Raw genomic sequence first — 26,102 nt, 5'->3', positions numbered from 1 at the left:
GTCGCGGCCTACCGCGTCGGCATCGACTCGCTCGAGTGGATGAGCCCGGCCACGAAGGCGGAGGCGAAGGCGAAGCTCGCGAAGTTCACGGTCAAGATCGCGTACCCCGACCGCTGGCGCGACTTCTCGGGCCTCGAGGTGAAGCGCGACGACCTGATCGGCAACGTGATGCGCGCCAACGCGTTCGAGTACGCCGACATGGCCGGCCGCCTCGGCAAGCCGGTCGAGCGGTGGCGCTGGGGGATGACGCCGCAGACGGTCAACGCGTACTACAACGCGTCGATGAACGAGATCGTCTTCCCGGCCGCGATCCTCCAGCCGCCGTTCTTCAACGTCGACGCCGACGACGCGGTCAACTACGGCGGCATCGGCGCGGTGATCGGCCACGAGATGACCCACGGCTACGACGACCAGGGCAGCCGCTTCGGTGCCTCGGGCAACTTCGAGAACTGGTGGACCGACGCCGACGCCAAGGGCTTCAGCGGCCGCACGGACAAGCTGGTGCAGCAGTTCAACGCCTATGAAGCGATGCCGGGCAAGCACGTCAACGGCAAGCTGACCCTGGGCGAGAACATCGCCGACCTGGGCGGCCTGGCCACGGCGTACGACGCGATGAAGCGCGCCACCGAGGGCAAGGAAGATCCGAAGACGGACGGCCTGACCCGCGACCAGCGCTTCTTCCTCAACTGGGCCACCGTGTGGCGCCGCAACTTCAAGCCGCAGGAGCTGGAAGTGCGCCTGACCACCGACCCGCACGCGCCGGCCAACTTCCGCGCGATCGGCGCACCGTCGAACATGCCGGCCTTCGCCGCCGCGTTCTCGTGCAAGCCGGGCCAGCCGATGGTGCGTGAGGGCGACAAGCAGGTCGTGATCTGGTGATCGCGCAGTAGCACGCAAGGGCCGCACTCGTCGTCGGCCATGGAAGGCCCGGCTCCGCCGGGCCTTCTTTTTTCGCCTGAAACGTAGGAGCCAGCTTGCTGGCGACCGGCATCAGTACGCTCTCGCCAGCGAGCTGGCTCCTACAAGGCAGATCGCCTGCCCCCTGCGGCGGCCCTCACATACGCGTTGCTAGACTCCCGGCCACTCCGACTTCCCCCGGTACGGACCGCCATGAACCTGCGCCCGCTTGCCTGTGCCCTGGCCCTGTGTCTCATCGCCGGCATCGCCTCGCCCGACGCCGACGCACAGAAGAAGAAACGCGCCGCCAAGCCGAAGGCGCCCGCGGTTCCCACCGCCTGCAGCGACTTCTATTCCAACGCCAACGCCGACTGGCTGCGCAGCAACACACTGCTGCCGAACGTCGCGTCGGTCTCCGCGCTGGAGCAGCTTGGCGCGCGCGCGCGCCAGCAGCAGCTGGACCTGCTCGACGCGGCGTCGAAGTCGCCGCAGGGCAACGTGCAGAAGCTGCTGGGCGATTTCTGGGCCAGCGGCCTGGACGAGGCCGCGGTCGAACGCGACGGTGCGCAGCCCATCGCGCCGCTGATCTCGCGCATCGACGCCATCCGCAAGGCCAAGGACATTCCGCCGGCGATCGCGGCGCTGCATCAGGTCGGCATCCCGGTGGCGTTCAACTTCGGTGCGGACATCGACCTGGGCGACTTCGACCGCCACATCGGCTACTTCGCGCAGGGCGGACTGGGCCTGCCCGATCCGGCGTACTACACGCGCACCGACCCCGACACGCAGGCGCTGATGGGCCGCTACCGCACCTACGTCGAGAAGATCCTCGCGCTGACTGGCACGCCCGACGCGCAGGTAAAGGCCGACGCACAGGCGGTGCTCGACCTGGAGAGCCGCATCGCGCGCGCGTCGCGCCCGCTGGCGGACCTGCGCGATCCGCGCAGCAACTACGCGCCGGTCGACACCAGGACGCTGGCCAAGCAGTACAAGCGCCTGCAGCTGGGCGATTTCCTCAAGGCGCAGGGTGTCAGCGACGATCGCGTCTCGCTGGCCAACACCGCACTGTTCTCGCAGCTGGACGGCCTGATCGGCAGCCTCAAGCCGGAACAGTGGAAGGCCTACCTGCGCTGGCGCGTGGGCGACGCGATGGCGCCGTACCTCGCCAAGCCTTTCCGCGATGCGGAGTTCGAATTCCGTGGCCGCGTACTGCGCGGCCTGCCCGCCCCGCCGTCGCGCCCGCAGGCGGTGCTCGATGCCATCACACTCGCGGCCGGGCCAATGGTCGGCCACGAATACGCCGCGCGTTACCTCCCCAAAGTGAACGACCAGCGCGCCGAACAGATTGCCGCGCAGGTGCGCGATGCCCTGGGCCAGGCGCTGGATCGCGACACGCGCCTGAGCACTGCGGCCAAGGCCGAGGCGAAGGCAAAGCTGGAGAAGCTGAAGATCGAAGTCGGCACACCGAACCGCGATCTCGATTACACCGTGCAACCGATGGGCCGCGGCAGCTTCGGCAGCAACATGCTGATCGCCTCCACCTGGCGCCACCGCGAGGAGATGAAGCGCATCGGCCGCGGCAACGCCGACCGTCGCTGGGACGTGCTGCCGCAGGATCCGTCGCTCGCCTACGACATCACGCAGAATCGCCTGATCGTCACCGCCGCCATGCTGCAGCCGCCCGTGTACGACACGAGCAAGGATGCGGCGTGGCTGTACGGCTCCTACGGTGCGCTGGTCGGCCACGAACTCAGTCACGGCTTCGACAACCGCGGTCGCTACGTCGATGCGAAGCAGGAACTGCGTGACTGGTGGACGCCGACCGAAGTCAGCGCATGGGACGCGGTAAGCAAGCGCGTGTCCACCCAGTACGGTGCGTACGACTATCCCGGCCTGAAAGGCATCAAGGTCAACGGCGCGCAGACCAGCGACGAGAACATCGCCGACCTGGCCGGCGTGGAACTCGCGTGGGCCGCCTATCGCGCCGCTGAACCGTCCGCGATGAAACCGGCGAACGAATCCTTCTACAAGGGCTGGGCATCGCTGTGGCCGCAACACATGACCACCGAAGCCGCCCAGCAACGCGCCGCCACCAGCGTCCACGCCCCCGGCCAATGGCGCACCAACGGACCATTGCGCAACCAGGCATCGTTCGGCGAAACGTTCGGCTGCAAGGCGGGCAACGCGATGATGCTGCCGGCAGATCAGCAGATCCGGTTGTTTCCGTGAGCGATGGGATGATTGGCGGCGCTTAGCGTTCGCGAACGGCCTGCCGTTCCGTACTGCGTTGAATCGCTGTTGCTGTTGCTGTTGCTGTTGAACAGCCGAGCACACTTCTAGACCCGCAGGGCGCCGCACATGGATGTGCGGCGCTGAGCAAGGAGGCATGGATGCCGACTTGCGCGGCCCTGACTCCCTCTCCGGTCGTGGGACTGCTTCGTCGGGGAAGACCCTTTCTTTTGGTTACTTTTCTTTGGGTCAGCAAAGAAAAGTGACCCGGCCGGCTTTAGACGGACGGAAGCTTTGCTCTTCCCGCTTCTCATACGCGACCGGTAAGCGTGAAAAGTCCATGGATCCCCGCCTTCGCGGGGATGACGATCAAGAGCAGCGCCAAACTGGATCCCGGCTTTCGCCGGGATGACGGCGAAAGCGATTGGCGAATGACGAACGATCGCTATCGTTGGCGCTGCGTTCGTGAGGATCCCGATGGGAAAGGCTGAAACGCCACGACGCGCCTACCGCACTACCCGCATCCGCGGTGGCCCCTTCCTTCCGAACGGCGGCTGCCCGCGCCAATAGCGGATCAACAGCCAGCCGAACAACATGCCGCCCAGATGCGCGAAATGCGCCACGCCCGGCATCGTGTTGGTCACGCCCAGCAGCAGTTCGATGGCGCCGTACACCAGCACCAGCGTGCGCGCCTTCATCGGGATCGGCGGAATCAGCAGCATCACGCGCTGGTTCGGGAACAGCATGCCGTAGGCCAGCAGCAGACCGAAGATGCCGCCCGACGCGCCCACCGTCGGATACGCCTCGCCACCCTGCGACATCGTCCACATGCCAACGGCGATCTGGCACAACGCGGCGCCAACCACGCACACCAGGTAATAGGTCAGGTAGCGGCGATCGCCCCACACGTGTTCCAGCGGCGCGCCGAACATCGCCAGCGCCAGCATGTTGAACAACAGGTGCGCGAAGTTGCCGTGCATGAAGCCATAGGTCAGCAGCTGCCACGGCATGAAGCCGATGCCATAAAGATCATCACCGCTGCCCGGCGGCCATAGCATGAAGTTCGCAAGCGCAACGTCGCCGAGGAACAACTGCAGCACGAACACCAGTCCGTTGGCGATCAGCAGGGCCTTGGTGACGGGGGGAAGATTGGAAAACATCGCGGCTCCTAGGGTGCGCTACATGGTAGCCGGAGGTCCGGCGCCATGCGTTCGCAGGCGGATCACGTGGAATCAGCGTTGCGCCGGCCGCGCACGGCTGGGTGCAACGTCGGGGGACTTCGTGCGGGCACGCTTGCGCGGCGGTGTCGCAGGCCCGGTGGCGAGCACGCCCATGCCCCACATCTGCTCGTCCAGCGTGGCCGCGGCGCGCTGGCCGATCACGCGTCCGCGCTCCACCTTCACTCCTTCCGCACGCAGGCGCTGGCTCTGTTCGCGATAACCGCGCGAGCCTTCGGGAAACGCGATACGTCCGTCCGAGCGCAGCACGCGGTGCCACGGCAGGCCTGCATCCTCGTTCTGGCCCAGCAGGCGCGCCACCAGGCGCGCCCGACCCGGCAGGCCAGCGCGGCGCGCGACCTCGCCGTAGCCCGCGACCTCGCCCGCCGGGATCGCCCGTATGGTGTCCAGGATGCGTGCATGCGCGTCGTCGGCAGCGGACTTGCTCATCGCGGTAGCATAACGGCATCCCCCGGAAGGAGCCGCCCGTGCGCAACTTCGAATCGATCCGCCGGCACCTGAAGGCCGCGCAATTCCACTTGACCGAACACGACGTCGATGTGCTGTGCATCGAGCTGTCGCTGGAACACGGCACCCGCCACCAGGCCATCTTCCTGTCCGAACTGGACGACGACGACGGCCGCCCCTACCTGCGCGTGAGCACCGCGGTCGCGCCGATCACCGGCCTGGACGCGAAGAAGGCGCTGATCTTCAACTGGCAGAGCCGCGTGGGCTACCTCGCCATCGGCGACCTCGACGGCGTGCCGCACCTGCAGCTGTGCGAGAACCGCCCGTATGAGGGCCTGGACGCGGCGGAAATCGATCGGCTCGTACTGGAGATCGGCGGGCTGGGCGACCGGATGGAGCGGATGCTGTCGGCAGGTGGCGATCTGTTCTGATTCGGGGATTCCAAACTCCGAACTCCAAGCTCGGGACTCGGGACTCGAAAGACCCTGCCTCCTGGCTCGTCATTCCCGCGAAGGCGGGAATCCATGGAGCCACCGCATGCGGTGTCGACCACACCCTTTGGGATGCAGATGGGCGCTCAGCCGGCGAGGAAGACCGCCCGTGCTCGTCATTCCCGCGCAGGCGGGAATCCATGTATCCGTCGCAGTCAACGCCTACGTAAGCGTTGACGTCCGCACGTCTGGATCCCCGCCTTCGCGGGGATGACGGCGTGGGCGGGCAAGTCAGTCCATCTTCGCGGGGATGGCGGCATCGACGAATCAGCTGCTCCCCTTTGCGGGATGACCGCATCAAAGCAGTCAGCCAAACGAAAGGCCCGCTTGCGCGGGCCTTTTTTCAGCATGCGCGCGGATCACGCCCAGCCGAACAACCGGAACATCTCGAAGCACAGGTAGGCGATGCCGCCTGCGGCCGGGATCGTGAGGATCCACGCCCAGATCATCTTCTCCACCACCGTCCACTTGATGGCGTTGAAGCGCTTGGCCGTACCCACGCCCATGATGGCCGAGGAGATGTTGTGCGTGGTCGACACCGGGATGCCGAGCGTCGACGCCGCCATGATCACCGACGCCGCGCTGGTCTCGGCGGCGAAGCCGTTGATCGGATGCAGCTTCACCAGCTTGTGGCCCAGCGTCTTGATGATGCGCCAGCCGCCCGCGGCGGTGCCGGCGGCCATCACGATGGCGCAGGTCAGCTTGATCCACAGGTCGATGTCGTTGTTCTCCAGCGCCGCCTGCGACGGATGCAGGAACGCCAGCCAAGGCGGCAGGTTATCCAGCGTGCCCGCCGACTGCGCCCCGACCAGCGCCAGGGCGATGATGCCCATGGTCTTCTGCGCATCGTTCATGCCGTGGGCGAAGCCCATGCCGGCGGCCGAAGCCAGCTGCGCCTTGCCGAAGAACGCGTTGACCCAGCGCGGACGCGCCATTCGCGCGAGGAAACCGCCGCTGCGCGCCATCAGCGAGATCAGCGCGAACAGCACGCCCATCACCAGGAAGCCTGCCGCAAAGCCCAGCAGCGGCGAGGACACCATCGGCACGATGACCTTCCACAGCACGCCGGCGCTCTTGTACCAGGGGTCGGACGGCTGCGACCAGATGACCGAATGGAAGTTGTTGCTGGCCGCGGCGACAGCCGCGCCGCACAGGCCGCCGATCAGCGCATGCGACGAGGACGACGGCAGGCCCTTCCACCAGGTGATCAGGTTCCACACGATCGCGCCCAGCAGTGCGCACAGGATCAGCTGCGAGGTGACCTCGACCACGCCGGTGTCGAGCAGGCCGGAGGCGATGGTCTTGGCCACCGCGGTGCCCCACAGCGCGCCGAGCAGATTGGTGAAGGCCGCCAGGGCGACCGCCTGCATCGGCGAGAGCACCTTGGTCGCCACCACGGTGGCGATGGAGTTGGCGGTGTCGTGGAAGCCGTTGATGTACTCGAACGCGAGCGCCGCGAACACCACGACCAGGACCAGGGTCAGCATGAGCCCGGCCCCTTACGAGTTCTTCAGTACGATTTCGTAGGCGACCACGCCCGCCTCGCGGCAGCGGTCGATGGCCTTCTCGAGGATTTCGAAGAACTCCTTGAGCAGGAACATCTGCAGGTTGTCCAGGCGGCCGGAATAGATGTCGCGGTACAGCTCCAGCATCAGGCGGTCGGCCTCGTTCTCGATCGAGCGCAGCTCGTCGTTGAGCGCCTTCATCGGTTCGAGCTTCAGGTTGCGCAGCTCGCGCACCATCTTCACCACCACCGCCGCGGCCTGCTCCAGCATCGCCGCGCGCGGCGCGAAGTCGATGTGCTCCAGGTGGCGCGTGGCCAGCGAATAGCGGTCGGCGAATTTCTCGACCTGCTTGGGGATCTTGTACAGCGCCGAGCCCAGGGCTTCGATGTCCTCGCGCTCGATCGGGGTGATGAAGCTGTTCACCAGCTCCTGGCTGATCTTGTCGGACGCCTCGCGCTCGCGCTGGCGCGCCAGCTTGAAGGCATCCAGCGCGGGCTGCCGGTCGGCCGTCTTGAGCATCGCGTGCAATGCCTTGGTGCTGTCGTGAGCGGCGACGGCGGCCTCCTCCAGCAGGGTATAGAACTGGTTGCCTTGGCCGAAGATGGTTTGCAGGGAGAACATGCGGAGGGGGCCTCGTGGTGCCGGAATGCCCGGCTCATTGGGGTCGCAGGGCGGAATTATGACGGTTTGGTGTCGATCACGCGCGCCAGGCGACGGGTTGATTTCGCCCGCCCTGCTACCATCCTGTGGTTGACATCCCCCTTCACCTGCCCTCCACCCGATGGACGACGACCCAGAACGGCCGCCCGCCCCCGCCTTGCCGCGCCCTCACGGCGCGTGCACCCCAGCCTGCCATCCTGAGGTACGGACCGCATGCTGGAACTGCTGATCGTCATCGCCCTGATCGTCCTCAACGCCTTCTTCGCGATGTCGGAGATGGCGCTGATGACATCGCGCAAGCTGCGCCTGCGGCAGATGGCCGAAACCAGCCGCGGCGCCCGCGTCGCGCTGGAACTGGCCGAGCACCCGGACAACCTGCTCTCCACGGTGCAGGTGGGCATCACCGGCATCGGCATCCTCACCGGCACCTTTGGTGGTGAATCCATCGGTCTGGCCATCGCCGGCTGGCTGCAGGGCGTGTGGCCCGACGCGGCCCAGTACGCGCGCGGCATCGGCATCGGCACGGCCGTTACGCTGATCACCGCCGCCTCGGTGATCTTCGGCGAACTGATCCCCAAGCGCCTGGCGTTGACCAATGCCGAACGCATCGCATGCACGGTGGCGATTCCGCTGTACTGGCTGTCGCGCGCCGCGCGTCCCATCGTGGCCGGGCTCGGCTCCATCAATCGGCTGTTCCTGCGCCTGATCGGCGTACAGGACGATGCGCGCAGCGCGATCAGCGAAGAAGAAATCCGCCTGCTGGTGACCGAAAGCCACGAGCAGGGCGTGATCGACGCGGACGAACGCAAGATGATGAACCGCGTGCTCGGCCTGGGCGACCGCACCGCCGAGAGCCTGATGACGCCGCGCACGCGCATCACCTGGCTCGACGCCGCCGCGGGTTTCGCCGAGAACCTGGCGGTGATGCGCGAAACGCCCTTCTCCCGCTATCCCGTGTATCGCGGCAGCGATAGCGACGTGCTTGGTATCCTCGAGGTGAAGTCGCTGCTCGACCGCCTCGACGAGAAGGCGCCGGAGCTGTTCAAGGAATTGCGCGAGCCGCTGTTCGTGTCCGAGTCCACGCACGCGATGAAGCTGCTGGAGATCTTCCGCGAGGAACAGCAGTCGCTCGCGTTGGTGGTGGACGAGTACGGCGACATCAGCGGCATGGTGACGATCGCCGACCTGATGGACGCCGTCGTCGGCCGCGTGCATGCGTTCAGCGGCCCCGAAGGCAGCGACCAGGACGACACCGCGCCGGTGGTGGAGCGCGCCGATGGCTCGTTCCTGCTGGACGGCTCGCTGCCGGTGGAGGATCTGCGCGAACTGGTCGGCGGCGGGCGCCTGCCCGACGAGGACGAGCACGATTTCCACACCGCCGCGGGCATGGTCATCGCGCACTTCGGCCGCATTCCCTACGTGGGCGAACATTTCGAGTGGGATCGCTGGCGCGTCGAGGTCGTGGACCTCGATGGCCCGCGCATCGACAAGCTGCTGTTGCTCAAGCGCCCGGAACCGGAGCCGGTGACGGATGACACCTCAGGCTGAGCGCGGCGACCACCCGCGCGAGGCCGGCACGCGGATCCTGCTCGACGTATTCGCCGCCGGCGATCCGAACGAACAACTGCGCCTGGGCGACGTGCTGCACGGACTGGGCGATCGTTCCTTCGGCATGCTGCTGTTCGTGTCGACCATCCCGGCGTTCATCCCGATTCCGGGCGTGGGCGGCGCGATCAGCGGACCGCTGGTGATCCTGGTCGGGCTGCAGTTGCTGATCGGACTTCGCCAGCCGTGGCTGCCCGCGTTCCTCGCGCGCCGGGGTCCGCATCGCAGTGCGATGGCACGTTTCCGCGACCTGCTCTCGCCCTGGCTGTCGCGCCTGGAGAAGCTGGTCCGGCCGCGCGCGACGATCCTGCTGGATCACCGCGCGGCGGACTTCTTCAGCGGCCTGCTGCTGGTGCTGCTGGGCCTGCTGCTGTCGCTGCCGATTCCGTTCACCAACTTCCTGTTCGGCGGCCTGCTGTTGCTGTTCGCGCTGGCGCTGCTCGAACGCGACGGCTACCTGCTCGGCGCCGCATGGGCGGCCGGCGCGGTGGCGATCACGGTGTTCGGCATCCTGTCGGGAAGCCTGGCCACGGCTGCGGCGCGCTGGTTCGATCTGCTGGTCTGAGCCACGCGCAGCGGCTCGCGGAACATGAACGGAGCGAAGCGCACGTGCTGCTCAAGCACGTCGCCCGCAGGCCGATAGAAGGGGCGACATGGAACGTCTGCCTCCTTTCTGCAGCCCATGCCATGTCCCCGCACACCCAAGCCAAATCCCTGAGTCTCCAGACCAAACTGCTCGGCGTCCTGACGCTGGGCCTCACCGTCGTCCTGCTCTGTGCCATCGGCGGCCTCGCCTCGGCGTGGATCAACCTCTCCACCGAAGTTCCTGCCGAAGTGCAGCAGTCGGTGGACGTGGAACGCGCCAGCCGTGAATTCCGCACCCAGGTGCAGGAATGGAAGAACGTGCTGATCCGCGGCAACGACGCGGAGTTGCGCGAGAAACACCTGTCCGCGTTCCGCGAGCGCGGGGCCGAAGTGCAGCAGATCGTCACCGCTCTCTCCGGCTCGATCACCGATGTGCAGGCCGCCGGCGCGGCGCGCGCCTTCGCATCGCAGCACCAGCACCTGCAGCAGCAGTACGTGTCGGCATTGAAGACCTTTGCCGATTCGAACTACGACACGCACGTCGGTGACGAGGCCGTCCGTGGCATGGACCGCGAGCCCACGCGCACGCTGGAAACGCTGATCGAACGCACCAAGTCGCTGGCCGATGCCGCCGTGCTGCGCAACTCGCAGGAGGCAAGGCAGAACCTGGTTCTGGCGGGGGCTCTGACCGCCATCGCCGCGTTCGTGCTGCTGGCGGCCATCGCATGGTGGGTACGCCGCTCGGTGATCCGCCCCATCGAGGAAGTCGCGCGCGCCGCGCAGGCAGTTTCGCGCGGACAGCTCGACGCAACGCTGGTCGTGCGCACACGCGACGAAATCGGCACGCTCGCACGCGGAATGCTCGATGTCGTGGAGACGCTCAAGTCCGTATCGGCCGCACAGGCAGAGATGGCCGAACGCCACGCCACCGGCCAGATGAGCCATCGCATGGACGCCTCGCGCTTCCCCGGCGCCTTCGGCCGCATGGTCGAGGACAGCAACGCACTGGTCGCCGCGCAGGTGGCGCTGATCGAACGCATGCTGGCGGTGATGCAGCGCTACGCCGTGGGCGACCTGTCGGTCGACATGGACGCATTGCCGGGCGAGAAGGCCTCCATCACGCAGGCGATGAATGCCGCCAAGCACAACCTCGCGTCGATCAACGCGGAAATCAGGCATCTGGTCGAGTGCGCGGCGCAGGGCGATTTCGCCACGCGCGGCAACGAGGAGGCTTACCAGCACGACTTCCGTGCGATGGTCAGCGGTCTGAACCGGCTGATGGCCGGCACGCACGACAACCTGTCGCAGCTGTCGGCACTGTTGCGTTCGATTGCCGATGGCGACCTCACCGCGCGCATGCACGGCGAGCATCGCGGCGTGTTCGCGCGGATGCGCGACGACGCCAATGCCACCGTCACGCGCCTGGTGGAGATCGTCGCCGGCATTACCGACGCCAGTCGCGCGATCAACAATGCCGCCGCGGAAATCTCGGCCGGCAACAGCGACCTCGCACGTCGTACCGAACAGCAGGCCGCCAGCCTGGAAGAAACCGCGGCGTCGATGGAGGAACTCACCACGACGGTCCGCCAGAACGCGCAGACCGCGCGCCAGGCCAGCGAGCATGCCGGCGATGCGGCCGTGGTGGCACGCGACGGCGGCGAGGTGGTCGGCCGGGTCGTGGCGACGATGGACGGCATCGAGCATGCATCGCGGCGCATTGCCGAGATCATCTCGGTAATCGACGGCATCGCCTTCCAGACCAACATCCTCGCGCTCAATGCGGCGGTCGAAGCGGCGCGCGCCGGCGAACAGGGCCGCGGCTTCGCGGTGGTCGCCGGCGAAGTGCGTGCGCTGGCACAGCGCTCGGCGCACGCCGCCAAGGAGATCAAGGGCCTGATCGACGACTCGGTCAGCCAGGTGTCCTCGGGCTCCGCGCTGGTGACGCAGGCCGGGCAGACCATGCAGCGCATCGTCGACGCCGTGCAGCGCGTCACCGCGATGATGTCGGAGATTTCCGCCGCCTCGCAGGAGCAGGCGTCGGGAATCGAGCAGGTCAGCCGCACCGTCCTGCACATGGACGAGGCCACGCAGCAGAACGCGGCGCTGGTGGAGGAAGCCTCCGCCACGGCGAAGTCGATGGTCGATCAGGCCAGCCAGCTCGGCGAGGCGGTGGCGGTGTTCCGCACGTCGCAGGAGCATTGGGCGGCAGCGGCCTGATTGCGCGACGCCGTTGCCGCGGCGCTCGCGACGGGCAAAAAAAGCCCCGCCAACGCGGGGCTTTTTTGTCTCCGATGTGTCGCGGTATCAGGCGAACGGATCCTGCAGCACGATGTTCGCGTCGCGATCCGGCCCGGTCGAGACGATCGCCAGCGGGCAGCCAGCCAGTTCCTCCAGCGCGCGCAGATAGGCGCGTGCGGCGGCCGGCAGCTTGTCCCACTCGGTGACGTTGTGGGTGCTCTCTTCCCAGCCCGGGAATTCCAGGTACACCGGCGTGCACTCTTCCCAGCCGGCGGCATCCAGCGGCGCGTACTCGGTGCGCTTGCCGCGGTATTCGTAGGCGATGCAGATCTTCAGCTTCTCCATGCCGTCCAGCACGTCGAGCTTGGTGATGCACAGGCCGGTGATGCCGTTGACCGCCACCGCACGGCGCAGCGCGACGATGTCCATCCAGCCGCAGCGGCGCGGACGGCCGGTGGTCGCGCCGTATTCCTGGCCCCGGTCGCGCAGCCCTTGGCCGATGTCGTCGTCCAGTTCGGTCGGGAACGGCCCGCCACCCACGCGCGTGGCATAGGCCTTCGCGATACCCAGCACATAGTCGATCGCGTCCGCGCCCACGCCGGTGCCGGCATACGCACCGCCCACCGTGGTGTTGGACGAGGTCACGTACGGATACGTGCCATGGTCGATGTCGAGCAACGAGCCCTGCGCGCCTTCGAACAGCACCTTCTTGCCCTGCTTGCGCAGGTCGTGAAGGATGCCGGCGACGTCGGACTTCATCGGCTCGACGTATTCGCCGAAGGCAAGAGCCTCGTCGAGCGTCTTCTGGAAGTCCACCGCCTCCACGCCCAGGTACTTGGTCAGCACGAAGTTGTGATAGTCCATCGTGCTGCGCAGCTTCTCGGCGAGCTGCTGCGGGTAATGCAGGTCGGCCACGCGAATGCCGCGGCGCGCCACCTTGTCTTCATACGCCGGCCCGATGCCGCGTCCGGTGGTGCCGATGGCCTTGCCGCCGGCGGCCTTCTCGCGGGCCTGATCCAGCGCGATGTGGTACGGCATGATCAGCGGCGTGGCCGGGCTGATTTTCAGGCGAGACCGCACTTCCACGCCGTTGCCTTCCAGCTCGGCGATTTCCTTCTGCAGCGCCGCCGGCGACAGCACCACGCCGTTGCCGATCAGGCACAGCGCGCCTTCGCGCAGGATGCCCGACGGGATCAGGTGCAGGACGGTCTTCTTGCCGCCGATGACCAGCGTGTGGCCGGCATTGTGGCCACCCTGGAAGCGCACGACGGCGCCGATTTCCCGGGTAAGCAGATCGACGATCTTGCCCTTGCCTTCATCGCCCCACTGGGCACCGAGAACGACGACTGACTGACCCATTTCGAAGCTCCTGACTCCGTTGCATTGAGGACCGGCGGTGCCGGGCTGCCGCGGAGAACTCACGAGAGGAGCCCGCAAACAGCAAGAAAGCCGGCGGGGCGCTGGGCCCCGTCCGGCTTTTGTGCATTATCCGGGTTTTGGGTCGACGGGACCACCCCGTCGGGAGAATCCGGCCGATCCGGGCAGGTCTGCGTGAAGACCCCGGTCAGCGCGGCCTCAGGCCCGCACCCACCACAGCGACAGCAGGCCGACGCCCACCACCACGGCTCCGACCAGGCGCAGATGCCGGTCCGGCAACGCGTGCAGTTGTTCCGCGGCGCGCTTCCATCCACGCGGCGCCGCGAACAGGAACAGACCTTCCAGTACCGCGACCAGGCACAGGGCCGAGAGCAGTTCGCTCACGGGCCGCTCAGCGCTCTGAACGCAGGTACTGGATGAACGGATCGTCGCGGTCCAGCACGATCACGCTGTCGCCGTTGCCGAAGGCCTTGCGATAGGCATCGAGGCTGCGCTGGAAGGCGTAGAAGCCCGGGTCCTTGCTCGCCGCCTGCGCATACAGGCGGGTGGCCTCGGCATCGCCTTCGCCACGCAGCTTCTGAGCGTCGCGCTCGGCCTCGGCCACGATCACCTGCTTGTCGCGCTCGGCCTGGGCACGGATCGCCTGCGCCTGCTCCACGCCTTCGGCGCGCAGCTGGCTGGCTACCTGCAGACGCTGGCTGCGCATCTGGTTGTAGACCGAGGTGACCACGTTGCTGTCCTGCGGCAGCTCGATGCGCTTGATGCGGATGTCGACGATCTTCACGCCCAACGTCTGCGCGCCCTGGTTGATGGCCTCCAGCTGACGTCCGATGACCGCGGTACGGTCGCCGGACACCACCTGCTGCAGGGTGCGGGAGTTGATCTCGTTGATCAGCGAATCGCGGATGATCGGCGCCAGGCGCTCGACCGCGATCGTCTCGTTGCCGCCGGTCGCGCGGTAGAACGTGCGCAGGTCGTTGATGCGACCCAGGGCGAAGAAGTCGACGCTGACGTTCTGCTTGTCCGCGGTGAGATAGCGCTCGGGGTCCGCATCGAGCACCTGCAGGCGGCGGTCGAACACGCGCGCGGTCTCGACCAGCGGCCACTTGAAGTGCAGGCCCGGACCGATATCGGTGCGCACCACGCGGCCCAGGTTCAACACGATGGCACTGTGGCCCTCGCGCACGACGAACACCGAACCCAGCAGTGCGAACAGGGCCGCGACCACCGCGGCGATCCAGAGGGAGAATTTCATCGCGTGACCTCCTCACGGCCCGTCGGGCGCGGCGAACGCGCCGGCCGGCCGGTGTCTGCGGCATCGTTCGTGATCGAGGGCGCCAGCAGGTCCGGCGTGAGCATCGGCGTGCCGCCAGCGGCCGCCCCATTGCGCTTGTCGCCCATCGGGACGTAGATCAGCTGGCGCGAATTGCCGCCGACGACGGTGCGGTTCTCCGCCAGGACCTCCTGGACGGTATCGAGCCACAGGCGCTTGCGCGTGACATCCGGCGCGTTGCGGTACTGGTCCACCAGCAGCGAGAAACGGGTCGCGTCGCCTTCGGCGCGGGCGACCGATGCGGTCTTGTAGCCTTCCGCCGCCGCACGCACGCGCGCCGCCTCGCCGCGCGCTTCCGGCACGATCTGCTTGGCGTAAGCCTGCGCCTGGTTGATGGCGGTGGTCTTGTCGGACGCGGCGCGCTGCACTTCGTCGAAGGCGTCCTTCACCTCGTCCGGCGGACGGGCATTGGGCAGGTTGAGCTCCGTCACCACCAGGCCGGTGCGATAGGCCTGCAGCGAAGACTGCAGTTGCTGCTTCACGGTCGTGGTGAGTTCCGAGCGCGCGTTGAGCACGGTGTCCAGGTCGGAACGGCCGACCTGCTCGCGCACGGCGCTCTGCGCGGCTTCACGCAGCACGCGGTCGGCATCTCGCGAACCGAACAGGTAGGTTTGCGGATCGCCGATGCGGTACTGCACGTTGATCTCGACGTTCACCATGTTGGCGTCGCGGGTGAACACCGGCACGGTGTCGCTGTAGGCATTGCTCTGCGTGGCGTTGACCTTGGTCACGCGCTCGATCGGCCACGGCGCCTTCAGGTGCGGACCCGGTTCGAGCACGCGCGAGAACTGGCCGAAGCGCAGCACGACGCCGCGCTCCTGTTCGGTTACCAGCACGAAGCAGTTGAACACCAGCCACAGGCCGAACACGATCGCGGCCCAGCGCAGGATGTTGCCGCCACCCGCGCCGCCGCCGAACAGCCCGCGCAGGGGATCGAGCAAAGCGTCCAGCCCGCGGCCGTCGGGTCTGCGTTGCCGCGGGGTTCGTCCATTCGAACCGCCGGAGTTGTCACTACCAGGGGTGTTCCAGGCCATGCCTGCTCCAGGTGGGGGATCGGCGCGCGTATTCAGCTGCGCGCGGGTGCGTCGATTCTAGGTGGGGGTGCGATGTGCCTCAAGCAAGCCGGGCGCCTCAGGCCGCGTCTTCGGCTTCCTCGGGCGGCAGCAGCGGCCGCAGCGCCTCGCCATGCGCCTGCACGAACAGCTTCTGGGCGTCGGCCAGCGGCAAGTCCACGCGGATCCGCCACCCGTGTTCGTCGTGCTCCTCGCCACGGACAGCGCCCAGGTCGTGCAGGCGTGCGCGCAGCTTGGCCGCTTGTGGCGGTATGCGCACCTCGCCGACCAGGTGACGCAACTGCAGTGCCTCGGCCAGCGCCTGCCGCAGCACGTCCAGACCGCGTCCGTCGCGCGCCGAGAGCCACACGCGCATGCGCCCTTCGGCGGGCCGGTCGAGCCGCGGCTGCGTGGCGCCTTCGCCGTCGTCGAGCTTGTCGATCTTGTTGAACACCAGCAGTTGCGGGATGTCGCCTGCGCCGATGTCGCGCAGCACGGCATCCACCTGGGCGATGCGTTCGTCGCGCAGCGGGTCGGCCGCATCCACCACGTGCAGCAGCAGGTCGGCCTCGCGCGACTCCGACAGGGTCGAGCGGAACGCCGCGACCAGTTCGTGCGGCAGGTCACGCACGAAACCGACCGTGTCGGCCAGCACGACGCCACCGCCCGACAGTTCGATGCGGCGCACCGTGGGATCGAGCGTGGCGAACAACTGGTCCGCCGCGTATGCGTCCGCGCCGGTCAGCGCATTGAACAGCGTCGACTTGCCGGCGTTGGTGTAGCCCACCAGCGCTACGCGGGGCAGCTCGCTGCGCACGCGGGCGCGACGCATCTGCGTGCGCTGCACCTCGACCTTTTCCAGTCGGCGCTGCAATTGCTCCAGGCGCTTCTGCAACAGGCGACGGTCGGTTTCCAGCTGGGTTTCGCCGGGGCCGCGCAGGCCGATGGAACCACCGCGCTGGCGCTCGAGGTGGGTCCAGCCGCGCACCAGTCGCGTGGCCATGTGCTTGAGCTGGGCGAGCTCGACCTGCAGCTTGCCGTCGTGGCTGTGCGCACGCTGGGCGAAGATGTCGAGGATCAGGCCGGTGCGGTCGACCACCCGACGCTGCAGCGCGCGCTCCAGGTTTCGCTCCTGGCCGGGCGTGAGCGGATGGTTGACGAGGATGAGGTCCGCGCCCGTCGCATCGGCGGCGGCCTTCACCTCTTCCAGCTTGCCGCTGCCGATCAGCATCGCGGCATTGGGGCGATCGATGCGCGCGGTCAGCACCGCGGCAATGCTTGCGCCGGCCGAGCGGGCAAGGTCGGCGAACTCCTCCATCAGGTCCTCGTCCGGCGGGCCGCCGGCATGGGGCTGGATCAGGAGCGCGTGCTCGCCTTTGCGGGATCTTTCGAACAAACGGAGGTCAACCTGTGCGGGTACAGGATGACAACATGGGCACGGACCCGCGCCCATGCAAGGGCCGCAGGTCCTGCTCCCGCCCGGACCTGCGGGCGGCCGGGCATGGCGGCGTCTTCACGCCGCCCGTCCGGCATCACTCGGACTCTTCGCCGCCCTCGCCGCCCTCGGACGACTGGACATAGCCGCCACCCGGACCCACGCGCACGTTGCGCGCCGGCACGACGGTGGAAATAGCGTGCTTGTAGACCATCTGGCTCACGGTGTTGCGCAGCAGCACCACGAACTGGTCGAAGGACTCGATGGTGCCCTGCAGCTTGATGCCGTTGACCAGATACACCGAAACCGGCACGCGCTCACGACGCAGCGCATTCAGGAAAGGATCCTGCAAAGACTGTCCCTTGGACATGGCGTATTTCCCCGACTCGTTCTAGTTATGAGGGCGGCGCGATCTGCCCGCATCGCCTGTTCCCTGTCCCCATGGTGGCGACCGGCCGATGGTAGCGCAATCGATCCCGCCGCATGCGCACCCGACTCAGCGCTTCGTCCGTCCCGTGACGCCGTCCATGAACAAGGCACGTGCCGCCTCCAGTTCCTCGCGCTGCAGCGCGGGATCGAACCATTGCGCGTCGAGCTCGCCGCGCAGCCAGGTCAGCTGCCGCTTGGCCAGCTGGCGCGTGGCGTGCACGCCACGGTCGCGAAACTCCGCCGCCGTGGTGCCGCCGTCCAGGTGCTCCCAGGCCTGCCGATAACCCACCGCACGCAACGCCGGCAGGTCCAGTGGCGCCGGGTGATCGCGCAGCTCCGGCGTCGCCCGCAGCGCGCGCACTTCGTCCATGAATCCCTGCTGCAGCATCTGATCGAAGCGGAGTTCGATGCGGCGGTGCAGTTCGGTGCGGTCCGCCGGGGCGAGCACCAGCTTGAGCACGCGCACGGGCAATGGCGGTGTCGAGGCCGCCTCGCTGCGCCAGTCGCTGATGGTGCGGCCGGACAGGCGGTACACCTCCAGCGCCCGCTGGATGCGCTGCGCATCGGTGGCGTGGACCCGTGCGGCGGCCTGCGGATCGATCGCGGCCAGTTCGGCATGCAGCACGTTCCAGCCGCGCTCCCGCGCCTCCTGCTCCAGCTGCGCACGCATGTCCGCATCGGCCTGCGGCATGGGCGAGAGCCCGTGGAGCAACGCGTGGAAGTACAGGCCTGTACCGCCGGCCAGGATCGGCAAACGGCCGCGCGCGACGATGTCCTCCACTGCACGGCGGGCGTCCGCCGCGAAGTCCGCCGCGGAATACGGTTGCCACGGCTCGCGCAGGTCCAGCACGTGATGCGGCACGCGGGCCCGCTCCGCCGGCGTGGGCTTGGCCGAGCCGATGTCGAGCCGCCGGTACACCAGCGCCGAATCGACGCTGACGATCTCGCCCCCGAAGCGCTCCGCCCATTCCAGCGCCAGCGCCGTCTTGCCCGACGCGGTCGGACCCATCAGGGCGATGGCGATGGGACGCTGGTCGGCGGGCATGGCGGATGTGGATCGATCGGGCACCTAGCCTCGCACAGGCGCGGCACGGCGGAAACGGTGCTTCGTCCTTTTCTCCACACCCGCTGTGGAGAACCACTGGGGCAAGGCTGTTGATAAGGCGTCACGTCCCAGGCGCGGCAAGGCTTCCCGGGTGTCTGGCGAAATTTTGGCCATCACGAGTGCGCTATCCACACACCCTGTGGACAAGCCTGCGGACAGCAGTGTGAGGATGCGCCGCATACGTTGCTGTGTCGCGGCCCGCAGCAGTTTTGGCGAAAAATTGACCAGCCAAATTGCTTGACGCCGAGTGCGTTTTCGGCATCGCGGAACTGTTCCTGCCTGATCCGTTTCCAATGCAACGACTGCATCTATCCACATGATCTGTGGACAAACCTGCGGACAGCGATGTGGAGACCGAGCTGCACGCCTTGCACCGCAAGGCGTGCAAGACAGTTGGCGAAAAATTGACCGCAAAAAACGTTTGATTTGCGCGAGCGTTTGCGTATGTGCAGCGCCGCATCCGTATGTTTTCGACCCTGATGTCCACAATGCCTGTGGACAAGCATGCGGACAGCGATGTGCGCAACAACCTGCGAGCCTTGCGGCTCAAGCGCCGCAGCCATATCGGTCAAAAAATGATCAGGCCATTCCTCACTCGTCGTCGGGCCACTTCGGCATCGACGAAGACCTGGTGGTGCGCGGCGCCGGCTGCGCCGCGACCGCATTCCACACCTTGAGTGCATCCACCGTCGCGGCCACGTCGTGCACGCGTAAGAGTTTCGCCCCGCGTTGCGCGGCGATCAGGTGCGCGGCCACCGAGCCCATCGCGCGATCACGCGGATCCTCGCGCCCGGTGATCTCGCCGATGGTGCGCTTGCGCGAAAGGCCGGCCAGCAGTGGCACGCCCAGTTCGGCAAAACGCTCCAGCTGCGCGAGCAGCAGCAGGTTGTGCTGCGTGTTCTTGCCGAATCCGAACCCCGGATCGACCACGATCTTCTTCTTGGCGATGCCCGCCATTTCCGCGGCGAAGATGCGCTCGGCGAGGAAGCGATGCACCTGCGCGACGACGTCGTCGTACTGCGGCGCGTCCTGCATCGACCGTGGCTCGCCCTGCATGTGCATCAGCACCACCGGCACGCCGAGGCCCGCCGCTGCATCCAGCGCACCTTCGCGGCGCAGGCCGTAGACATCGTTGATCATGCCTGCGCCGGCCTGCACGGCCGCGCGCATCACTTCGGGCTTGGACGTATCGATGCTGATCGGCAACGAGGTTTCCCGCGCCAGTCGTTCGATCACCGGGATCGTGCGTCGCAGTTCTTCTTCGACCGGCACCTCCGCCGCACCCGGGCGCGTGGATTCGCCACCGATGTCGAGGATGTCTGCGCCCTCCTCCGCCAGCTTCAGGCCGTGCGCGACGGCCGTCTCCAGCGAGTCGTGCGCGCCACCGTCCGAGAACGAATCGGGCGTCACGTTGACGATGCCCATCACGCGCGGGCGGTCGAGAACGAGGATGCGGCCGTTGCAATCCAGCGTGGGCGTGGTGTCGAACATGGGCAGATCCGGGCTCGGGGATCGCCCATGCTAAGCCTTGCAGGGCCGGGATCCACGTTGCCGCCGCCGAGCCGAAGCGCGCAACGGAGATGACGACGATCAGGGAATCAGCCCCGCGTCGCGCATGGTCTTCCGCTCGTCGTCGTGCGAGATGTAGAACGCGATCTTTGGGCCGCTGCCCGGATCGAACAGGAAGTAGGTGATGTGGAACCTGAATTCCTGCGGGCTGCCTGGCGTCTTCTCGAAGACCATCTGCCAGTGCACCTTCACCTGCGTGTAGCGCTCGTCCAGCGGCGTCTGCGTCAGATCCAGGATTCGCGCGGAACGAAAACCGATGTGCCGGAAGAACGCCTGCCGCTGGGAAATGGAGGCACGGAAGGCCTCGTCGTTCGGGATGCACGCTACTCCGTTGGGATCGCCCCCCATGAACGGATCGGTGTATTGCGGTGCGACAACGTCAGGGTCGAAGGTGTTGGCGCCCCGCTCGTAACGTTCGAAGAACTCCTCGATCCTGTCCATGGCCGCCTTCCCGCGTGTCTGCCTTGCGCCTAAAAAACGACAAGGGCGGCCGAAGCCGCCCTTGTCTTGTACGCCAATCGCGTCGCGATCAGGTCTGCGCCGCCGGACCACCGATGGTGCCCGGACGCTCGCCATCGTCCTTGCTGATGCGGCCGGACTTGGACCAGTCGGCCGGCGGGCCCGGACGGCGGCCGGCCATAATGTCGTCGATCTGGTGCGCGTCGATCGTCTCGTACTGCAGCAGCGCGTCGGCCATCACGTGCAGCTTGTCCAGATTGTCCTTGAGGATCTGCGTCGTGCGCCCGTAGGCCTTGTCGAGGATGTTGCGCACGACCTCGTCGATCTTGCGCGCGGTCTCGTTGGACACGTTCTTGTGCTGCGTGACCGAACGGCCCAGGAACACCTCATCCTCTTCCTCGCCGAACGTGATCGGGCCCAGTTCGGACAGACCCCACTTGGTGGCCATGTTGCGGGCCATCTTGGTGGCGCGCTCGATGTCGTTGGAAGCGCCTGTGGTGACCTTGTCGGCGCCGAAGATCAGCTCCTCGGCGACGCGGCCGCCGTACAGCGAGCACAGCTGCGACTCGATTGCGGTCTTGTTGTAGCTGTACTTGTCGCCTTCCGGCAGGTACATGGTCACACCCAGCGCGCGACCGCGCGGGATGATGGTGACCTTGTAGACCGGGTCGTGTTCCGGAACGATGCGGCCGACGATGGCATGGCCGGCTTCGTGGTAGGCGGTGAGCTTCTTCTCGTCCTCGCTCATCGCCATCGAGCGGCGCTCGGCGCCCATCAGGATCTTGTCGCGCGCACGGTCGAAGTGCTCCATGCGCACGTCCTTGGCGTTCTCGCGAGCGGCGAACAGCGCCGCCTCGTTGCAGAGGTTGGCCAGGTCCGCACCGGAGAAGCCCGGCGTACCGCGCGCGATCGTCATCGGATCGACGTCGTCGTGCAGCGGCAGTTTGCGCATGTGCACGCGCAGGATCTGCTCGCGGCCCTTCACGTCCGGCAGGCCCACCACGACCTGGCGGTCGAAGCGGCCCGGCCGCAGCAGCGCAGGATCGAGCACGTCCGGACGGTTGGTCGCGGCGATCACGATCACGCCCTCGCCGCCCTCGAAGCCGTCCATTTCGACCAGCAACTGGTTGAGGGTCTGCTCGCGCTCGTCGTGGCCGCCGCCCAGGCCGGCGCCGCGATGGCGACCGACCGCGTCGATCTCGTCGATGAAGATGATGCAGGGGGCGTTCTTCTTGGCCTGCTCGAACATGTCGCGCACGCGGCTGGCGCCAACGCCGACGAACATCTCGACGAAATCCGAACCGGAAATGCTGAAGAACGGCACCTTGGCCTCGCCAGCGATGGCGCGCGCCAGCAGCGTCTTGCCGGTGCCCGGCGGACCGACCATCAGCACGCCGCGCGGAATCTTGCCGCCCAGCTTCTGGAACTTGGACGGGTCGCGCAGGAACTCGACCAGTTCGCCGACTTCTTCCTTGGCCTCGTCGCAGCCGGCGACGTCGGCCAGCGTGACCTTGACCTGGTCCTCGCCCTGCAGCTTCGCGCGCGAGCGGCCGAAGCTCATCGCGCCCTTGCTGCCGCCCTGCTGCATCTGGCGCATGAAGTACACCCAGATGCCGATGAACAGCAGCCACGGCAGTACGTTGATGATGATGTACAGCAGCGACGGGCCGCTCTGCGGCGGCGACTGCTCGATAGCGACCTTGTGGTTGATCAGGTCGTTGACCAGATCCTTGTCGCCTGGGCTGTAGGTGGTGAACTTGCTGCCGTCCTTGCGCTCGCCGGTGATCGTGGTGCGATCGTCGGCGATCTTCACTTCCTTTACCCGATCCTGCTGCACCTGCTGCACGAACTGGTCGTAGGCCAGCGTCTCGCTGCCCACCGCGCGCGGTCCGAACGCCTGGAAGACCACCATCAGCACGACGGCGACGATCACCCAGAGCAGCAGATTCTTGGCCAAATCGTTCATCTATTCCTACCTGTCGCCCGAAGGCGTCGTTGCAGCGGGGGCGGCGCCTGGCGCCGTACAACCGTTCTGGAACCTTACTTCATAACCGCGCGCTTGCCCTGTGCCAGCGCGTAGACCTCGGGCGACCGCTTGCGCGACGCCTCCGGCTTGCGGATCACGACCTTCTCATAGCGCCGGCGCAGTTCCTTCACGTACTCGTCGAAGCCCACGCCCTGGAACAGCTTGATCAGGAAGTTGCCGCCGGTACGCAGGTGCTGGTCGGCGAAATCCATCGCCAGCTCGGACAGGTACATCGCCCGCGGCATGTCGACCGCATCCACACCGCTCTTATTGGGGGCCATGTCGGACAGGACAAGGTCCACGGGCTGGCCGCGCAGCGCCTCCACCAGCCGGGATAGGACCGCATCCTCCCTGAAATCCCCATGAAGGAATTCGACCCCGGCCAGTGACGGCATCTCGAGAATGTCCAGGGCGATCACGCGCCCCGGGCGAGCGGGATCGAGGCGGTCCAGTTCCTGCCGCACCCATTGGGACCAGCCGCCAGGGGCGGCTCCCAGGTCGACCACCACCATGCCCGGCTTGAGCAGGCGGTCGCGGGCGACCAGTTCCTCCAGCTTGTAGGCCGCGCGCGAGCGCATGCCCTCCGCCTTGGCCTTCTTCACGAAGGGGTCGGAAAAGTGTTCCTTGAGCCAGCGCTGGCTGGATTTGCTACGGCTCGCCATCGGCCGGCGTTGGGGGCGTGAGGGGCGTGGGGGCGGTCATGATACCCTGCGCGACCCCACCCGATTGCCCGTGATTCCGATGCAGACCGTCCTGACCGCCGCCCAGACCCGCTTCCTGCGCGGTCAGGCCCACGATCTGAAGGCGATGCTGCAGGTCGGCGGCAAGGGCGTGACCGATGCCCTGCTGGCGGAGGTCGACCTGGCCTTGGAGCACCACGAACTGATCAAGGTGAAAGTGGGTGCCGAGGACCGCGACGCGCGCGACGCCATGATCGGCGAGATCGCCGAACGCACCGGCGCGGCGCTGGTGCAGCGCATCGGCCACACGGCGGTGCTGTACCGGCCCAGCAAGGACAAGCGCCAGATCGTGCTGCCGCGGGCCTGAGCGCATCGGGCGGATCGCTTGCCCTGACCGGCCGGGACCCCATCTCTTCCCGATCGAACCCGAAACCGGCGCACCATGCAGCTGAACCTGGAACACCCCGACCACGAATTCGTGCTGCGCGCGGCCGACGGCGCTTCGGCGCGGGTGAACGACCGGCAGCTCCACGCGAGCTTCGTGCTTTCGCCCAACCGGCTGGTCGACGACTGGGGGGTCCAGGACGTGAAGGCGATGACACCGCAGGACCTGGAACCGGTGCTGGCTCTGGACCCGGAAGTCATTCTGCTGGGCAGCGGCGCGGCACAGAAATTCCCGCCTGCCGCCGTGATCGCCGCCTGCCTGTCGCGCGGGGTCGGCCTGGAGACCATGACCAACGCCGCCGCGGCACGCACCTTCAATATCCTGGCCGGCGAAGGCCGCCGCGTCGTAGCGGCGTTCGTGCTCGCGGGCTGACATGCGCGGCGTCAGCGGGCTGCTGATCTCGACCCCCTGCTCTCCTTCCCACGGATCGATCGTCACGCCGCCCGACTGTCACGCGGGGCGCGCACCGGAGTCGACGCATACGCAAGGTTCCTTATTGCCGCGGCAATTCGCCGCGCGTGTCGTCGACAGGCTGAGCGCAGCGTCCGTCCAACCGCCATTGCATGCGCGCCCAGACGCCGAAATGATCTGACGCCCAGGTCCCGTCGACATCGGGACGGTCGAACAGGCGTCGCGCCTGCGGCCGGCAGAACGCGCTTCCACTTACGTAGATCCGGTCGATGCGCGCGGGCGGATTGAACCGCGCGTTGAGCGTGGCGTGCGCCGTGCCGTCCACGTCGGCGGGGTCATGGGCTGCCGCGTAGGCATCGACGAAGGACTCGCGCAGCGGCGTCATCTCCGCGCTGGAGGCGGGTGTATTGAAGTCGCCGCCGATCACCACGGCACCGCCCCCGCTCGTCGCGGCAACGAAGTCCATCAGGTCACGCACCTGGCGCTCGCGCGTGGCGCCGCTGGCGTCGGTGAAGTTCAGGTGCGTGACGTAGAGATCGAGCGCGTGCCCGCGCACGGTCGTGCGCACCCAGCCGGCGATGCGGTAATCGCTTGCCGGCTGCAATGCACGCGCGCCACGGCGGATCATCGGCTCACGGGTCAGGATCGCATTGCCATAACGGCGTGCCCGGCCGGGCGCATCCACCGACACGAAATGCCAGTGATAGCCGAGCCGCTGCGCGAGCGACTGCGCCTGGTTCGGCAATCCGGCATCCTGCAGCACTTCCTGCAGCAGGACGGCGTCGGGCTGAAGGCGGCTGAGCTCATCGGCGATCAGCGCCTGACGGCGTGCCCAGTCGTTGCGGTCGTGCCACAGGTTGAGCGTCACCACGCTCATCGCTTCGGGCTCGGGTCGCGTCCGGGATGAGGCACATCCCGCCACTACGGCCAGCAGGAGCGCCGTGATCACGCCACGCAGCAGCGCGCGCCCGGGATGTCCGCCGCGCGCGGACGCTTCGCTCACTGCTTGGGCAGGTACAGCAGCGGATCGACCGGCTTGCCGTTGTAGCGGACCTCGAAGTGCAGCATCTCGCGCGGGGCGCCAGTGCGGCCCATCTCGGCGATCTGCTGGCCGGCGCGTACCAGCTGGCCTTCGTTCACCAGTCGGTTGCGGTTATGGCCGTAGGCGGAAAGCCACTGGTCGTTGTGCTTGATGATGATCAGCTCGCCGTAGCCGACCAGGCCCGAGCCCGAATACACGACCACGCCGTCTGCGGCCGCGCGTACCGGTGCGCCGCTGGCGCCCGCGATGTCGATGCCCTGCTTGGTCGGTTCGCCCGACACATAGCGGCCGACCAGTTGGCCATCGGCCGGCCAGCGCCATTTGATGTCGCTGGCTGCAGGCTTGGGCGGTGCCGGTGGCGTCGCGGGCTGTGTCGTTGCCGGCGTCTTCGGCGGCTTGGTGGTCGTTGATGCCTGGCCGCCCTTCCCGACCGGATACAGGCGCAGCTTCTGGCCGGGGTAGATGGTGTACGGCGTGCTCAATCCGTTCCAGGCGGCCAGGTCCTGCACGCGGATGTCGTTGCGCGAGGCGATCGCGAACAGCGTGTCGCCACGCTTGACCGTCGTGGTGACACCTTGCTTCGGCTTCGAGGGCGGCAGCGAGGACGTGCCCGGCTCACGATAGACTTTGGTGGTCCAGCAGCCGCTCGCCAGAGCGGCCAGCAGCGCCACAACGACGATTCGCGATATTCCTGTCATGCGTCCTCTCATCCCAACTGAGCCTTCCCTACCGTCAGGCGTGGTGCTGCCGGGCAGCACCGGAACTGCCCGGCACGCGGGCGCGCCATACGGCCGCACGAGTATTCCCGCGCGCCGTCGTGCGCTCCGTGATGACCCGACACTTC

24 protein-coding genes and 1 pseudogene are annotated in these 26,102 nt (G+C 67.3%); 8 read left to right on the top strand and 17 right to left on the bottom strand.

Annotated features, from left to right (window positions below; genetic code table 11):
• Both VFE83_RS06185 and VFE83_RS06180 read left to right on the top strand, forming a co-directional pair.
• Window positions 1-879, top strand: an 879-nt coding sequence (locus VFE83_RS06185) for a M13-type metalloendopeptidase (protein ID WP_324904145.1), incomplete at its 5' end; no start/stop codon positions are given.
• A 231-nt stretch (window positions 880-1,110) separates the two neighbouring features.
• Window positions 1,111-3,126, top strand: a complete 2,016-nt coding sequence (locus VFE83_RS06180) for a M13 family metallopeptidase (RefSeq protein WP_324904143.1) — start codon at window positions 1,111-1,113, stop codon at window positions 3,124-3,126.
• Between the two features lie 506 nt (window positions 3,127-3,632).
• Here VFE83_RS06180 and VFE83_RS06175 read toward each other — a convergent pair.
• Both VFE83_RS06175 and VFE83_RS06170 read right to left on the bottom strand, forming a co-directional pair.
• Window positions 3,633-4,286, bottom strand: a complete 654-nt coding sequence (locus tag VFE83_RS06175) for a rhomboid family intramembrane serine protease (RefSeq protein ID WP_324904141.1) — start codon at window positions 4,284-4,286, stop codon at window positions 3,633-3,635.
• A 174-nt stretch (window positions 4,287-4,460) separates the two neighbouring features.
• Window positions 4,461-4,793 (bottom strand): annotated as a pseudogene (locus tag VFE83_RS06170) (MGMT family protein); the annotation flags it as partial.
• A gap of 38 nt (window positions 4,794-4,831) precedes the next feature.
• Between VFE83_RS06170 and VFE83_RS06165 the strand changes: the two are divergent.
• Window positions 4,832-5,242 carry a hypothetical protein gene (locus VFE83_RS06165; RefSeq protein ID WP_324904139.1) on the top strand — a complete coding sequence of 137 codons (411 nt, stop codon included), beginning with the start codon at window positions 4,832-4,834 and terminating at the stop codon, window positions 5,240-5,242.
• Between the two features lie 419 nt (window positions 5,243-5,661).
• Here the strand turns inward: VFE83_RS06165 and VFE83_RS06160 are convergent, their stop codons facing one another.
• A complete protein-coding gene (locus VFE83_RS06160) occupies window positions 5,662-6,789 on the bottom strand; it encodes an inorganic phosphate transporter (RefSeq protein ID WP_324904137.1) in 1,128 nt (375 codons plus the stop codon).
• Window positions 6,790-6,801: 12 nt separating this feature from the next.
• A complete protein-coding gene (locus VFE83_RS06155; RefSeq protein WP_324904135.1) occupies window positions 6,802-7,428 on the bottom strand; it encodes a DUF47 domain-containing protein in 627 nt (208 codons plus the stop codon).
• Window positions 7,429-7,680: 252 nt separating this feature from the next.
• On the opposite strand from VFE83_RS06155, the gene VFE83_RS06150 reads away from it, so the two are divergent.
• The 3 genes from VFE83_RS06150 to VFE83_RS06140 all read left to right on the top strand — a co-directional run bounded on the left by VFE83_RS06150 (window position 7,681) and on the right by VFE83_RS06140 (window position 11,874).
• On the top strand, window positions 7,681-9,015 hold the full coding sequence (locus VFE83_RS06150) for a hemolysin family protein (protein WP_324904133.1): 1,335 nt from the start codon (window positions 7,681-7,683) through the stop codon (window positions 9,013-9,015).
• Complete coding sequence (locus VFE83_RS06145; RefSeq protein WP_324904131.1) at window positions 8,999-9,637, top strand: exopolysaccharide biosynthesis protein; 639 nt, start codon at window positions 8,999-9,001, stop codon at window positions 9,635-9,637. The genes VFE83_RS06150 and VFE83_RS06145 overlap by 17 nt, the downstream gene beginning before the upstream one ends.
• 122 nt (window positions 9,638-9,759) lie before the next feature.
• Window positions 9,760-11,874: a methyl-accepting chemotaxis protein gene (locus VFE83_RS06140; protein ID WP_324904129.1), complete on the top strand. Its 2,115-nt coding sequence runs from the start codon at window positions 9,760-9,762 to the stop codon at window positions 11,872-11,874.
• Between the two features lie 87 nt (window positions 11,875-11,961).
• Here the strand turns inward: VFE83_RS06140 and VFE83_RS06135 are convergent, their stop codons facing one another.
• The 11 genes from VFE83_RS06135 to rlmE all read right to left on the bottom strand — a co-directional run bounded on the left by VFE83_RS06135 (window position 11,962) and on the right by rlmE (window position 23,342).
• Window positions 11,962-13,254: an adenylosuccinate synthase gene (locus VFE83_RS06135; RefSeq protein WP_324904128.1), complete on the bottom strand. Its 1,293-nt coding sequence runs from the start codon at window positions 13,252-13,254 to the stop codon at window positions 11,962-11,964.
• Between the two features lie 216 nt (window positions 13,255-13,470).
• Window positions 13,471-13,656, bottom strand: coding sequence for a DUF2065 domain-containing protein (locus VFE83_RS06130; protein ID WP_324904126.1), 186 nt, complete (start codon window positions 13,654-13,656; stop codon window positions 13,471-13,473).
• A gap of 7 nt (window positions 13,657-13,663) precedes the next feature.
• Window positions 13,664-14,527 carry a protease modulator HflC gene (locus VFE83_RS06125; protein WP_324904124.1) on the bottom strand — a complete coding sequence of 288 codons (864 nt, stop codon included), beginning with the start codon at window positions 14,525-14,527 and terminating at the stop codon, window positions 13,664-13,666.
• Window positions 14,524-15,639, bottom strand: a complete 1,116-nt coding sequence (gene hflK / locus VFE83_RS06120; RefSeq protein WP_324904122.1) for an FtsH protease activity modulator HflK — start codon at window positions 15,637-15,639, stop codon at window positions 14,524-14,526. Before hflK ends, VFE83_RS06125 begins: the two co-directional genes overlap by 4 nt.
• A 97-nt stretch (window positions 15,640-15,736) precedes the next feature.
• Window positions 15,737-17,053, bottom strand: a complete 1,317-nt coding sequence (gene hflX, locus VFE83_RS06115) for a ribosome rescue GTPase HflX (RefSeq protein WP_324904120.1) — start codon at window positions 17,051-17,053, stop codon at window positions 15,737-15,739.
• A gap of 136 nt (window positions 17,054-17,189) precedes the next feature.
• A complete protein-coding gene (gene hfq, locus VFE83_RS06110; protein ID WP_324904118.1) occupies window positions 17,190-17,462 on the bottom strand; it encodes an RNA chaperone Hfq in 273 nt (90 codons plus the stop codon).
• A 126-nt stretch (window positions 17,463-17,588) separates the two neighbouring features.
• Complete coding sequence (miaA, locus tag VFE83_RS06105) at window positions 17,589-18,566, bottom strand: tRNA (adenosine(37)-N6)-dimethylallyltransferase MiaA (protein WP_324904116.1); 978 nt, start codon at window positions 18,564-18,566, stop codon at window positions 17,589-17,591.
• Window positions 18,567-19,217: 651 nt separating this feature from the next.
• Window positions 19,218-20,117: a dihydropteroate synthase gene (folP, locus tag VFE83_RS06100; protein WP_324904114.1), complete on the bottom strand. Its 900-nt coding sequence runs from the start codon at window positions 20,115-20,117 to the stop codon at window positions 19,218-19,220.
• Between the two features lie 99 nt (window positions 20,118-20,216).
• Window positions 20,217-20,636, bottom strand: a complete 420-nt coding sequence (locus VFE83_RS06095; protein WP_324904112.1) for a hypothetical protein — start codon at window positions 20,634-20,636, stop codon at window positions 20,217-20,219.
• Between the two features lie 88 nt (window positions 20,637-20,724).
• Window positions 20,725-22,620 (bottom strand): ATP-dependent zinc metalloprotease FtsH, encoded by a 1,896-nt coding sequence (gene ftsH / locus VFE83_RS06090; RefSeq protein ID WP_324904111.1) that lies wholly within the window; start codon window positions 22,618-22,620, stop codon window positions 20,725-20,727.
• 74 nt (window positions 22,621-22,694) lie between these two features.
• Complete coding sequence (rlmE, locus tag VFE83_RS06085; RefSeq protein WP_324904109.1) at window positions 22,695-23,342, bottom strand: 23S rRNA (uridine(2552)-2'-O)-methyltransferase RlmE; 648 nt, start codon at window positions 23,340-23,342, stop codon at window positions 22,695-22,697.
• A gap of 79 nt (window positions 23,343-23,421) precedes the next feature.
• On the opposite strand from rlmE, the gene yhbY reads away from it, so the two are divergent.
• Together yhbY and VFE83_RS06075 are read left to right on the top strand one after the other, a co-directional pair.
• The gene (gene yhbY / locus VFE83_RS06080) at window positions 23,422-23,727 is read left to right on the top strand and encodes a ribosome assembly RNA-binding protein YhbY (protein WP_324904107.1); all 306 of its coding nucleotides are present in this window, start codon (window positions 23,422-23,424) and stop codon (window positions 23,725-23,727) included.
• Window positions 23,728-23,802: 75 nt separating this feature from the next.
• On the top strand, window positions 23,803-24,177 hold the full coding sequence (locus VFE83_RS06075) for an Mth938-like domain-containing protein (protein ID WP_324904105.1): 375 nt from the start codon (window positions 23,803-23,805) through the stop codon (window positions 24,175-24,177).
• Between the two features lie 121 nt (window positions 24,178-24,298).
• Here VFE83_RS06075 and VFE83_RS06070 read toward each other — a convergent pair whose 3' ends face one another.
• Complete coding sequence (locus VFE83_RS06070) at window positions 24,299-25,219, bottom strand: endonuclease/exonuclease/phosphatase family protein (RefSeq protein ID WP_324904103.1); 921 nt, start codon at window positions 25,217-25,219, stop codon at window positions 24,299-24,301.
• On the bottom strand, window positions 25,216-25,956 hold the full coding sequence (locus VFE83_RS06065; protein WP_324904101.1) for a peptidoglycan DD-metalloendopeptidase family protein: 741 nt from the start codon (window positions 25,954-25,956) through the stop codon (window positions 25,216-25,218). The genes VFE83_RS06070 and VFE83_RS06065 overlap by 4 nt, the downstream gene beginning before the upstream one ends.
• Between the last annotated feature and the right edge of the window lie 146 nt (window positions 25,957-26,102).

The organism is Lysobacter sp. (genome assembly GCF_035655815.1).
In the GTDB taxonomy this organism is placed as follows: Bacteria; Pseudomonadota; Gammaproteobacteria; order Xanthomonadales; family Xanthomonadaceae; genus Lysobacter_J.
Note: the sequence above shows the minus strand (reverse complement) of the source record. Positions and strands in the feature narration are given on the sequence as shown.